This is a genomic window from Pontibacter deserti (genome assembly GCF_023630255.1).
GTDB classification, from domain to species: domain Bacteria; phylum Bacteroidota; class Bacteroidia; order Cytophagales; family Hymenobacteraceae; genus Pontibacter; species Pontibacter deserti.
Genome location: NZ_JALPRS010000004.1, coordinates 48829 through 61472, shown reverse-complemented (window position 1 = coordinate 61472; position 12644 = coordinate 48829). Strand labels below are relative to the sequence as shown.

The following is a 12644-nucleotide window of genomic DNA, read 5'->3' as shown; positions in this document are numbered from 1 at the left end:
CTGGTTGTTAAGAAATGACAAACCTAGAGAAAGAATACGAGCCATTTCTATATCCTGCCAAAGAGGAGAGAATAGAAATACTAAAATCTCAGCCATTACTTTCTAAGTTGTATTTGACAACTAATGATAGTGTAAAGAGTGTCAATACTTCTGAAGACTTTATTAAGGAAAATGACTTTACAGTTTGGAGAAACAGATTTAACAATAAGGTTAGAAGGTTAGAGTTTAGCTACGTACTTTTAAGGTTTTACTATTCAAGAGGTATTCCTGACACAAATTGGGCTGAAAATACTGACGATGGTTCTACTGAGTTTTTCCCTTTTTTAAAAGATAAAGCAATAAGGACTAATAAGTTCTTATTTGATTATTCAGTTGAAAACTTCTTTTATCACTATGTATCTGCAGCCGATATAGTTTATCACTTACTAAATGTGTACTACAAACTTGCAATAGTAAGCGGTACTAAGTTCAATAAGAAAGTGCTCGATAAACTTAAAGGACGTGATGTAGCGAAGGTACTCGAACATTTTGAGAACACTATACGAAGTTTCAGAAAAGACAGGAATGATTTTGCCCACAACTTCTCCTTTAATGAAATTGACCTTAGAAGTAAGCGAGAAATAAAAGAGGGAAGAGAAGTAATAACTATTTGTAGTTATTACTTCTCTACTAGCAGCCAAACATTAATAAGAATTGAAGATTCAATAGTTCACTTCTCAGAACTAATTGATTTAATAAATAAGGAATTAAGTAAGTAACTAATATATTTTAATCCAGCATATCAAACCAATCCTGCAAATTCTGATTCAGACATATTCGTTATCTTTATCTCATTCATAATTCTTAATTCATTATTCATAATTTACCCGTAGGTTTTGAGTAACTTCTTCCATACAAAGATCGAGTATCTAAAAGGGATAGGGCCGCAGCGCGCTGAGCTGTTGCAGAAGGAGCTGAATATGTATACCTATGGCGACCTGATCCAGCATTACCCCTTCCGATACCTGGACCGCACCCAGTTTTACCGCATTGTCGAGCTTGATGAAAGTATGCCGTATGTGCAGGTGCGTGGGCGTGTGCGGGGCAAGCAGTTATTAGGCGAAGGCCGTAAGCAGCGCCTGGCAGCTACACTGGTAGACGAAGCCGGCGACGAACTGGAACTGGTTTGGTTTAAGGGTGTGAAGTGGATGGAGAAATCACTGAAGAACCACACCGATTATATTGTTTTCGGGAAGCCTACCGAGTTCAACGGCAAGTATAGCATGGCGCACCCCGAGCTGGAAGAACTGAGCGAAGCCAAGCAAACCACAGCTTTCCTGCAGCCGGTTTATCATACCACCGAAAAACTCAAAGCGCACCGAATCGACAGCAAAGTAATCTCCAAGTATATAGAGTCGTTGCTGAAGCTGGCTGCACCCAACATACAGGAAACGCTTTCGCCTGACCTGATAGACCATTACCGCCTGATTGATAAACGCACTGCACTTCAAAACATTCACTTTCCGGAGTCGGTGGAGAAGTATAACGCAGCCAAGTTCAGACTTAAGTTTGAAGAGCTTTTTTATATACAGTTGCGCCTGTTGCGCCAGAAATTTGTTCGCCGTGCAGATCTGGCCGGTCAAATATTTAAGCAGGTGCCAACTGTAACGGAGTTCTATAAAAACCACATGACCTTCGACTTGACCGGTGCTCAAAAGCGGGTTATAAAGGAAATCCACAAAGACATGACCTCAGGCAAGCAGATGAACCGCCTGCTGCAGGGGGATGTGGGTTCCGGTAAAACTATAGTTGCCTTTATTACTATGCTGATTGCTGCCGATAATGGTGCTCAATCAGTACTGATGGCACCCACTGAAATTCTGGCAGACCAGCACTATGTTGGCTTGAAGGCTTTTGCAGACAGACTAGGTATAAATATTGGCAAACTAACCGGCTCAACTAAAACCAAAGAACGGAAGATACTGCACGAGCAACTCCGCTCCGGCGAAATGAAAATGATCGTGGGTACACACGCCCTGCTCGAAGATGTGGTGCAGTTCCATAATCTGGGTCTGTGTATTGTGGATGAGCAGCACCGCTTCGGCGTAGAGCAACGCTCTAAACTATGGCGCAAGAACCCACGCATCATCCCGCACGTGCTCGTGATGACGGCCACCCCTATTCCGCGCACCTTAGCCATGACTTTATATGGCGACTTGGATGTATCGGTAATTGATGAGATGCCTGCCGGTCGTAAAGAGATCATTACCTCTCATAGATTTGATTCGCACCGGCTGCGGGTTTTCCAGTTTTTAAGAGACCAGATTAATCTTGGTCGCCAGGTATACATTGTATATCCGCTTATTGAGGAATCGGAGGGGATGGATTACAAAGACCTGATGGATGGCTACGAAAGTATACGGCGGGCTTTTCCGGAATTCCAGGTAAGTATGGTACACGGTAAGCTAAAACCACCGGACAAAGACTACGAAATGCAGCGCTTCGTAAAGAACGAAACGCAGATAATGGTGGCTACTACCGTAATTGAGGTTGGCGTAAACGTTCCGAATGCTTCGGTAATGATCATCGAAAGTGCCGAGCGATTTGGCTTATCACAATTGCACCAGCTACGCGGGCGTGTTGGCCGCGGCGCTGAGCAAAGCTATTGTATACTGATGACAGGCTACAAACTCAGCAAAGACAGTAAGACCCGCCTGGAAACTATGGTACGCACCAATAATGGTTTCGAGATTGCAGACATCGACCTGAAATTACGTGGGCCTGGTGACCTGATGGGAACCCAACAAAGCGGTGTGCTCGATCTGCTTATTGCTGACCTTGCCAAAGATGCACCTATACTTCAGGAAGCGCGTGCTGCCGCACAGAATATCTTACACGAAGACCCCCAACTCGAAAATGCCGAACATCAGAATATCCGCAGGCATATTCAGTCGTTGAGCGCTAATACTGTAAACTGGAGCCGTATCAGCTAAAATCCGTCATTTTATAGTTGCTTGTGTTGTCACAAGGGCCTGCACAGTTTTTCCCGGTTGCTTGCCACTGGTTTTATGAATTGGCAGCTGCTGTGTATAAGTTTTTTGCCCTGTGCTAACTATAACCTGAGGGTTTTCGGCAGGAGTAGTTATCAGTTTGTCCTCTTTGGTAAATTTGCTTATCAGTAAAAGTGCTGTGAATGATAGTATTTTAAGTATAAACTTCATTTCTTTTCTATGCATAGATGTACTGGCATCCTTAGCACTTGTTACAGCTATCAGCCCAAATTGGGTGAACCGGCTTTATTCTTATTCTACAGAAGCTTTTTAAGGTGTGACAGGCGTTGAAAAGATGCTCATACTTAACTACTTCAATATACTTATATAGCTCCGCTTTTCATTTAAATCCTATTCTTTCCGAAGCGGTTACCATAGCTTATACTTTGTTGATTCTGAACATTATTTAAATTTGACTAATCCTGTGTTATATCTTAAGTTTGAGTTCTGTTAAAAATATTTTACCCGTGAAAAACCTGCTCTTCATTTTTGTTTTTGCTTTATTGGCATGTGTGGTTAATGGTCAGTCCAGAACTAAAGGCACGACACCTTTTGAGTATCATCCAAACCTAACAGAAGACAGGTATAACCAACGCATTACAAATAAAACCATACCTACCGGCCCCGAACAGTTTGTTATACTTAGCCGCAAAGCCGATGGAAGCTATGCTGTAGAGCAGTACCAGGCAGGCCTGAAAAAGCAGTGGAGCGCGACTATTCCGCTTACACCGGAGCAAACTGTATATGGATTTTATACTTCCAAAGATGCAGCTATAGTTGTAGCACAAACCAAAACTGGGCATACACAGCAACTATACGGGTATTATGTTGAGCTGGTGAGCGGCGCTTTAAAAGACAAACAGTTATTACTGGAGAGTCCTGTATCTAACCGCGAGCCGGGCGTAGCTTTCTCACAGGATGGTTCAAAGCTACTGGTATACCATACGCAGGCCGATAGCAACCACAGGATCAGAAGTATAAGCGGCTCGTTGTATGATGAGAAATTATCAAAGATCAAGGATACCAACTATAACCTGAACGATGTGCGGGATATTTTGTCGGTGGATGTGCAGCTTAACAATGCGGGAGACCAACACCTAAGCCTTATTTCTGACAACATGAACCGCCTGACAGTGCGCCAGTACAACCTGAAGGACCCAAAGGCCAAAATAATGAGTGTATTAGTAGGCGGAGTGTTTGATGGCAAGAAAGTATACATAATGGATTCCCGTTTCAAACTGATGTCAGACGGACAACTTTATGGCGCTGTGATAACAGCAGAAGAGACTTCGGGTTTATATCATAGTTTAAAAACAGTACGCTTTAACTTTGAAGCCGAAGACATGGTATTTGCTGAGGAATTTAAGTTTACAGCTGATTACCTGGCAAAAATAAATGGGCTTAATAAAACAGACCAGAACAAGCCTAAGCGTTTCGAAGACATTTACCTAAGCGACATCTATCAGGCTGCAGATAACCAAATAATTGTGCTGGCTGAGAAGAAGTATACAACAGGTGGCAAAAATGCTCCATACTTTGCTAAAGAGATGCTGCTGTTCGCATACGATGAATACATGAACTCTGCCTGGAGCTCTGTTTTAATGAAGCACCAGCAGGCTTCTGCCGAAGATGTATTTTCAGGTATATCCTACAGCGCTTATATGAACGGCAATACCCTTAGCCTGCTAACGCTGGAAGAACTGGAAGGTAAATATGACTTATACTTACGCCAGATAGATACCAAGACCGGAGAAACCACACCAGCGAAAGGTGTTCGTCTGAACGTAGCGAACGACAAGGAACTGGCTTATGTAAAAGATTTTACGGCCTGGTTCTCAGACAAAGATGTAACTGTTGTAGTACGTCCTAAAAAACGCGAAGCAGGTCTTAGGTTGCATCACATACAGCTTAAATAGGTTTTAAAGTATAATTATCAGTTCTAGCTGGTTTTGTGGTTTTATGATGCTTTAGCTTTTTGGTAAAAGATGCCAGTTGAAGGCACATGTGCGAAAAACCAACATAGTTTACAATATCCACATACATCATAAACTCTTTTTTAGAACCATCCAGTACGCCCAGTTTATCAACCTTGTAGGTATTCATAGCTGACCATGGCATCCAGCGCACTACTCGTTTGTGGCGCAGCATGTAGCGGTTTATGGCAACCTCCAGTTGGTAGCACTTTAGCTTTTGTTTTAGTACCTGTTTCAGGTCGGCTGTTCGGAGTATACGCTCCCCGGAAAGCAGCACATCGCTACGGTACCATTTTACAAACCAGGGCGAGTTAATGCGCCGCATAATGATCATATCAATTCCGGTATAATGCTGATAGGCATCTAAAGCAGCTTCCAGTTCTTCTTTTCTCAGATCCTGCAGGTCAGCATCCATCATCAGTAATACCTCGTGCTGCACGTACTTTAAGCCATACTTTATAGCAGCTGTTTTACCAACATTTTGCGGCATGCGTATCACTTCCACTTCCGGCCAGTGCATTTCTATATAATCGGCTGTTCCGTCTTCTGATCCATCATCTACACAAATTACCTGAGCAATATAGCTGGTATCAATGATCACATTCAGCACTTGGGCAATCCGCTCACGCTCGTTATAACAAGGTATAAGACAGGTTACTTTCATAGTTAAATTTAGGTACAATTAAGGCGCTTTTCTGCATACGTAAAATCGGCCGTAGCTTTTGCCCCGACTAAGTATAAAATTATTCAATTACGTATTTTGCACTCAGTTTTGATACAATTTTAAAGCAAAAAGGCTTCCCCCTGTAGAGAAAGCCTTTCTAAACTATAAATGGTCAGAAATTAATAAACGTATTCGTTTGCCTCGATGAGGGCAGCTGCTATACGACGGCGTGCATCCTTGGTATTGAACAGGTCTTTCTTTGTGAAACGCTTTAAGCCCATAAATAACAGGCGCTGCTCATCTCCTTCGGCCATCGCGGCAATAGCATCTTTACCAGCTATAAACGATGCATCAACAGCATCATTCACTACCACACGTACAATATCGATCTGGTTTGCTACGGCTTCTTCGCCTCTATTGCTTACCAGTTTTTCTACACGTAGTAAAGTAGATTCAGCCACATATGTTTTGATAGCCATGTCGGCAATGTGCATCAGTATTTCCTGCTCTTTTGCCAATGATGCCATGTACTTTTGCACTGCTGTACCCGCTACTAAAAGTATAGCTTTCTTCAGATTACGGATGGCTTTGTGCTCCGCAGCAAACAGTCCTTCCTCCTCGCTTCCAAAATCAGGTATAGCCATTAACTCGTTCTGCACATTCTGCGCTGGTCCCATCAAATCCAGTTCACCGTTCATGGCTTTCTTCAGGATCATATCCACGGTAAGCATGCGGTTGATCTCGTTGGTACCTTCAAAAATGCGGTTGATACGTGAATCGCGGTATGCACGGTCCATTGGGTAATCAGCCGAGAAGCCGTAACCACCGTAGATCTGCACACCTTCGTCTACTACAAAATCCAGCACTTCAGAGCCTTCTACTTTAAGTATAGCGCACTCTACCGCAAACTCCTTCGCAGCACCAAGTAATGCTTCGTTCTCGTCTTTGCCGGCAGCCATCAGTTCCTGCTCCATGCGGTAAATGTCCATACCTGCACGGTACTGCGCCGACTCTACTGCATAAATTCTGATCGCCTGCTCTGCCAGTTTATGACGTATAGCGCCGAATTTGGAAATAGGAAGTTTAAATTGATGACGCTCATTCGCATACTTCACTGACAGGTCAGCTACTTTTTTAGCAGCACCCAGCGTAGCTGCACATAGTTTAATACGACCGATGTTCAGGATGTTGAACGCAATTAAATGGCCTTTGCCGATCTCGCCCAATACATTCTCTTTCGGAACTTCGCAGTCTGTTAAGAAAACCTGGCGCGTTGACGAACCTTTGATACCCATCTTGTGCTCTTCGTTACCTAAGCTCAATCCCGGATAATCTTTTTCAACTATAAAACCAGTGAACTTATCGCCATCCACTTGTGCAAACACGATGAACACATCGGCAAAACCAGCGTTTGTGATCCACATTTTCTGGCCGTTCAGGATGTAATGCGTACCTGCTTCGTTCAGTACTGCTTTGGTTTTAGCAGCTAGTGCATCAGACCCGGAACCAGGTTCCGTTAAGCAGTAAGACGACATCCACTCACCGCTCACCAGCTTCGGAATATACTTCTGTTTCTGCTCTTCGGTTCCGAAGTATAAAATTGGCAACGTACCGATACCGGTATGTGCCGCAAAAGCCACCGGGAATGAATGGCCACCACCAACGGACTCTGTTACCAGCAGCGCTGTGTTAAAGTCCATGTTCAGGCCACCGTATTGTTCCGGAATAGACACTGCGAACAAGCCAAGTTCTCCTGCTTTTTTCATCAGGTTTTCCATCAGGCCTTCTTCGTGGTTGTCCAGTCTGTCAAGCAGCGGATATACTTCGTCGCGCACAAAGTCCAGACAGGTCTGGGCCATCATGCGTTGCTCTTCGTTGAAATTTTCGGGCGTAAATACGTCCTGCGGATTCGTTTCCTTTATCAGGAACTCACCACCTTTTAGTATTGCGGTTTTATTCTGAGTTTCCATGGGATGTATGTTTTAAGGTTTTGGATACAGTTATAGTTAGTTTTTGTCCCCCTTTGAAGGGGGCTGGGGATGACAATCGTTAACCGATAAATTTTGTCTCAAATATGTAATCATCCCCCTACCCCCTTCAAAGGGGGACTTTAGGGCTTTTGCTACTATTTCAAAAGCTCATATATCCCAGCCACACCCTGGCCACCGCCTACGCAGGCTGTTACCATGCCATACTTTTTACCTAAGCGGCGAAGCTCGTGGAACTGCTGTATACTTAACTTGGCACCAGAGCAACCCAGCGGGTGACCAAGTGCAATAGCCCCACCACTTACATTCAGCTTAGAAGGATCAAAATCGAGGTGGCGCATTACAGCAATAGATTGCGCAGCAAAGGCTTCATTCATTTCGATCAGATCAATGTCATTCAGGGTCATTCCTGCCTGCTTCAGCGCTTTAGGCACCGCTGCGATTGGTCCCATACCCATAATGCGCGGATCGACACCACCAGATGCGTAGCTGATCAGACGGGCGATCGGCTCCAGGTTCAGCTCTTTTACCATGCGCTCGCTCATAACTATAACGAAGGCAGCGCCATCCGAAGTTTGAGAAGAGTTACCAGCCGTTACAGTACCACCTGCTGCAAACACCGGCTTCAGGCGAGCCAATGCTTCCATAGAGGTATCAGCGCGAGGACCTTCGTCGGTATCTACTACATAGCTGCGGGTCTTCTTTTTGCCACTCTCGTCCAGGTAAGTCTCTTCAACTGTTATCGGCACGATCTGATCTTTAAAGAAGCCGCTCTTGATAGCATTGATCGCTTTCTGGTGTGAATGGTAAGCAAACTCATCCTGGTCTTCGCGGGTAACGTTGTAATCGTTTGCAACCGCTTCGGCAGTTAAGCCCATGCTCAGGTACCAGTCTGGGTTACTTTTGGCAATTTTATAGTTTGGTACTGTCTTCCAGCCAGCTGTTGGCACCAGCGACATCGACTCGGTACCACCAGCTATGATACAGTCGGCCATACCTGCCGAAATACGATTAGCTGCAATGGCTATAGTTTCCAGGCCAGATCCGCAATAACGGTTTACTGTCATACCACTCACAGAGAGCGGTAAGGAAAGCAGAGAGATCATACGACCGATCTGGAGCCCCTGCTCTGCTTCCGGCACAGCGTTACCAACTATAAGGTCGTCTACGCGCTCCGGGTCCAAGGCTGGCACAGAGGCCATAAGGTGTTTGATGACATCAGCGGCCAGGTCATCAGGTCTGGTGAACCGAAATCCGCCGCGGCCCGCTTTACCCACGGCACTACGAAATCCGGCTACGATATATGCATTGTTCATTTTGATGCTCTTTTATAGTTGATACTATAGTTACTAGTTTCTCAGCGGCTTGCCTGTGGTCAGGATGCTCTGGATACGCTCCAGCGTTTTGCGCTCCCCTGTCAGTGACAGGAATGCTTCACGTTCCAGGTCCAGCAGGTACTGCTCGCTCACCTCTGTAGCCGCAGACAAGTCGCCGCCGCACATCACGTAAGCCAGTTTCTCCGATATCTTTTTATCATGCTCGGAAATATAGCGACCCGAGAACATGGCATTAGCACCTGTCAGGAACATACCCAACGCGCCTTTGCCCTGTACTTTTACATTGGTGCGCTGCACCGGTTTGGTATAACCAGCCTCAGCCAGAAGTATAGCCTGCGCTTTGGCATCAGCTATCAAACGGTTGCTGTTTATAGTTATGCCGTCAGATTTGCGCATGTAACCCAAGTCTATTGCTTCTTTACCTGAGGTAGATACTTTGGCCATACCAATCGTCAGGAACACGTTCTTCAGGTCATTGTATTCTATGTCGCCATCCGTATACATATCGGCAGCGCGAAGCGTCATTTCTTTGGTACCACCACCGCCTGGTATCAGACCAACCCCAAACTCCACCAGGCCCATATAGGTCTCAGCGGCAGCCTGTACGTGGTCGCAGTGCAGGTTAAGTTCGCAGCCACCACCCAGTGTTAGGCCATGTGGTGCACCTACTACAGGTATAGCCGAGTAGCGCATGCGCATAATCGCATCCTGAAACTGCTTGATCATGAAGTTGATCTCGTCGTACTCCTGCTCCAGCGCATACATGTACACCAGCCCCAGGTTAGCACCCGCTGAGAAGTTAGCTCCCTGGTTACCAACCACCATGCCTCTGAAATCTTTCTCTGCCAGTTCCACTCCTTTCATCAGGCCCTGCACCACATCACCTCCCAGTGTGTTCATCTTCGTGTGGAATTCCACGTTCAGGATGCCATCACCTAAGTCAGTTATAGTTGCGCCGCTGTTCTTCCAGATCACATTGCTGCTTCGCAGGTTATCAAGTATAATGAAGTTCTCAGCGCCAGGTATGGCTTTGTATTCTTTGCTGTTGATGTCGTAGTAGCGGCGCTGACCATTCTCTACTATGTAGAAAGACTCTTTGCCGCTATTCAGCATTTCTTCTACCCAGGCTGCAGGCTTGTAACCAGCTTCGGTCATGCGCTGCACACCTTCGCGGGCACCAATGGCATCCCAGTACTCAAACGGACCAAGCTCCCAGCCAAAGCCGGCACGCATGGCATCGTCTATTCTGTATAGTTCGTCAGATATCTCAGGTATGCGGTTGCTCACATACTGGAACAAGCCGTAAAGCGACTCATTAAAGAACTGTGCTGCTTTATCAGATTGCTGAGAGAAAGCTTTAACACGCTTCTTAAGGTCTTCAATCGGCTTCAGCACTTCCAGGCTCTGGAACTTGGCGCGCTGCTTCGGCCCATACTCCAGCGTGTTCAGGTCCAGCGTCAGGATCTCTGTTTTGCCTTTTGCGTCTTTTGTCTTTTTATAGAAGCCTTGGCCAGTCTTATCGCCTAGCCATTTGTTCTCAACCATTTTCTGCAGGTAGCCCGGCAACTGGAACAACTCACGCGACTCATCATTCTCGCCAGTCTGGTATAAACCGTTTGCTACGTTTGCCAAAGTATCCAAACCAACCACATCCAGTGTGCGGAAAGTAGCCGACTTCGGACGACCGATGATCGGGCCAGAGATTCTGTCTACTTCGTCTACGTTCAGGCCCAGTTTGTTCATTACCTGCAGGCCTTGCATAATGGCATAGATACCTACACGGTTAGCAATAAAGGCTGGGGTATCTTTAGCAAGTACAGTTGTCTTACCTAAGTATAGATCGCCGTAGTGCATCAGGAAATCAACTATAGCCGGATCGGTTTCAGGCGTTGGGATGATCTCCAGAAGCTTTAAGTAGCGTGGCGGGTTGAAGAAGTGCGTACCGCAGAAGTGTTTTCTGAAATCATCAGAGCGGCCGTCCAGCATCATATGGATTGGGATACCCGATGTGTTGGAAGAGATCAATGTACCCGGCTTACGGAACTGCTCCACCTGGTCGTACACGATCTTCTTTATCTTCAGGTTCTCTACCACCACCTCTATGGTCCAGTCGGCAGTAGCGATATCCTTCATGTTATCTTCAAAGTTACCTGTCTGGATCAGGCGGGCATCAGCTTTGCGGTAGATCGGCGAAGGATTAGAAGCAAGAGCTGCCTGCAGCGAGCTATTCACAATGCGGTTGCGCACGGCTTTGTTTTCCAGGGTCAGGCCTTTTTTCTCTTCGTCGGGCGTCAGCTCTTTTGGTACGATATCCAGCAGCAGCACCTGCACCCCGATGTTGGCGAAATGGCAGGCAATGCGCGAGCCCATCACACCCGAGCCAAGTACGGCTACTTTCTTTATTATTCGCTTCATAGAATAGCTATAGTTGTCTATGGATTAAAAAATCTCTTTGTTCTCGATCATGCCTTGTATGCGGCCACACACTTTAAAGAATGCATCCAGTTCTTCCTGCGGAATCTGTTCGCGCACTTTGGCATTAAACTGCTTTACCGTGCGCCGCGATATTTCTTTCTTCTCCAAGCCTTTTTTGGTCAGGAAGATGCGCACCAGGCGTTTATCGCTTGGGTCTGAAACTTTAAAGATTAGTTTCTTCTCTTCCATACTTTTCAGGATGCGGGTAAGGCTGCGGGCCTCCAGGCCCAGCAAAGGAGCAATTTTAGTGGCAGGTGTACCGGCCTCCTGGTCTATGTTTAACAGCACAAACCCTATAGATGTTGTAATGTCGTTTTTAGCGGCCTCGGTATTATACATGCGCGATATAGCATGCCAACACACTTTTACATTATAGTCTACTGTTTCTTCTGGCTTCATGGGTAAACAATGGTGTATACCAAATATAGAAAATAAATGTTATGCTTGCATACTATTTCTGAAAAATTTATTCGGCATGCATAAAATGTAGTACGCAGGATGCACTGAACAGATACTATGGTTATAGTTTTAATAATTAGATAATAAAAAAGCCCTCCGATTAAGGGAGGGCTTTGGTGTTAAAGGCTGTCGAGCAACTTGTTATAATCTTTTGGCTTAAACTCTTCCGGGGGTGAAATAATGACGTCCTTGGCAGTTCTGAACCTATGGTTATCACTTTTCTTCATCTCCTGGGCTTCAACAAGCTCCATCAAATTCCAGATGTTCTTCATTATTTCCTCATCAAGATATCCTTTCATACTAAGCCCACCATTATACATTGTAAAGTAAATATTTACTTCATGGGCATCTTCTGCATCACCTTCAGGAAACTTCAACTTATTAAAGTCAATGGAGTCGAGAATTGCATAAACTCTATCCATGCTGGCAGAGTCAAGCTTACCTGTATAGTTTGCCTTTATAATTGGCTCATAACGTTCCCGCAACCGATAATAGAATGTACCATCTGAAAATATTTCAACATCCTTATCATATTTATCACGACTCATTCCATGTCTAACAGAAAATATGATGCCTTTAAAATAACCACCCCTTTGCTTTAAGGTGTATGTAAGTTCCGGCTCAGGATTCTCATCAACTATAGCTTCATGTTGCTTCCGCTCTTTACAAGCAAAACAAACTATAACTAAAACTATAAATAGGTATTTGTACATGACAAC

Annotated in this window: 10 protein-coding genes; 3 read left to right on the top strand and 7 right to left on the bottom strand. The window is 45.2% G+C overall.

All coding sequences use genetic code 11. The features are described from left to right. The first annotated feature begins 14 nt into the window (after positions 1–14). The gene (locus tag MJ612_RS17310) at positions 15–758 is read left to right on the top strand and encodes a Cthe_2314 family HEPN domain-containing protein (protein ID WP_187033999.1); all 744 of its coding nucleotides are present in this window, start codon (positions 15–17) and stop codon (positions 756–758) included. A gap of 117 nt (positions 759–875) precedes the next feature. Then, positions 876–2972, top strand: a complete 2097-nt coding sequence (gene recG, locus MJ612_RS17305) for an ATP-dependent DNA helicase RecG (protein WP_187034000.1) — start codon at positions 876–878, stop codon at positions 2970–2972. A gap of 6 nt (positions 2973–2978) precedes the next feature. Here recG and MJ612_RS17300 read toward each other — a convergent pair whose 3' ends face one another. After that, positions 2979–3215, bottom strand: a complete 237-nt coding sequence (locus MJ612_RS17300; protein ID WP_187034001.1) for a hypothetical protein — start codon at positions 3213–3215, stop codon at positions 2979–2981. Between the two features lie 281 nt (positions 3216–3496). Between MJ612_RS17300 and MJ612_RS17295 the strand changes: the two genes are divergently transcribed. Continuing rightward, a complete protein-coding gene (locus MJ612_RS17295) occupies positions 3497–4945 on the top strand; it encodes a hypothetical protein (RefSeq protein WP_187034002.1) in 1449 nt (482 codons plus the stop codon). Here the strand turns inward: MJ612_RS17295 and MJ612_RS17290 are convergent. The 6 genes from MJ612_RS17290 to MJ612_RS17265 all read right to left on the bottom strand — a co-directional run bounded on the left by MJ612_RS17290 (position 4938) and on the right by MJ612_RS17265 (position 12638). Beyond that, on the bottom strand, positions 4938–5666 hold the full coding sequence (locus MJ612_RS17290; protein WP_187034003.1) for a glycosyltransferase family 2 protein: 729 nt from the start codon (positions 5664–5666) through the stop codon (positions 4938–4940). The genes MJ612_RS17295 and MJ612_RS17290 overlap by 8 nt on opposite strands. Positions 5667–5845: 179 nt before the next feature. Beyond that, on the bottom strand, positions 5846–7636 hold the full coding sequence (locus MJ612_RS17285) for an acyl-CoA dehydrogenase family protein (protein WP_187034004.1): 1791 nt from the start codon (positions 7634–7636) through the stop codon (positions 5846–5848). A 155-nt stretch (positions 7637–7791) separates the two neighbouring features. Beyond that, positions 7792–8970, bottom strand: coding sequence for a thiolase family protein (locus MJ612_RS17280; RefSeq protein WP_187034005.1), 1179 nt, complete (start codon positions 8968–8970; stop codon positions 7792–7794). Positions 8971–9003: 33 nt separating this feature from the next. Then, entirely contained in the window at positions 9004–11406 is a 2403-nt protein-coding gene (locus tag MJ612_RS17275) for a 3-hydroxyacyl-CoA dehydrogenase/enoyl-CoA hydratase family protein (protein ID WP_187034006.1), read from the bottom strand. A gap of 24 nt (positions 11407–11430) precedes the next feature. Next, positions 11431–11865, bottom strand: coding sequence for a MarR family winged helix-turn-helix transcriptional regulator (locus MJ612_RS17270; RefSeq protein ID WP_187034007.1), 435 nt, complete (start codon positions 11863–11865; stop codon positions 11431–11433). A 179-nt stretch (positions 11866–12044) separates the two neighbouring features. Then, positions 12045–12638 (bottom strand): hypothetical protein, encoded by a 594-nt coding sequence (locus tag MJ612_RS17265; protein ID WP_187034008.1) that lies wholly within the window; start codon positions 12636–12638, stop codon positions 12045–12047. Positions 12639–12644: the final 6 nt, after the last annotated feature.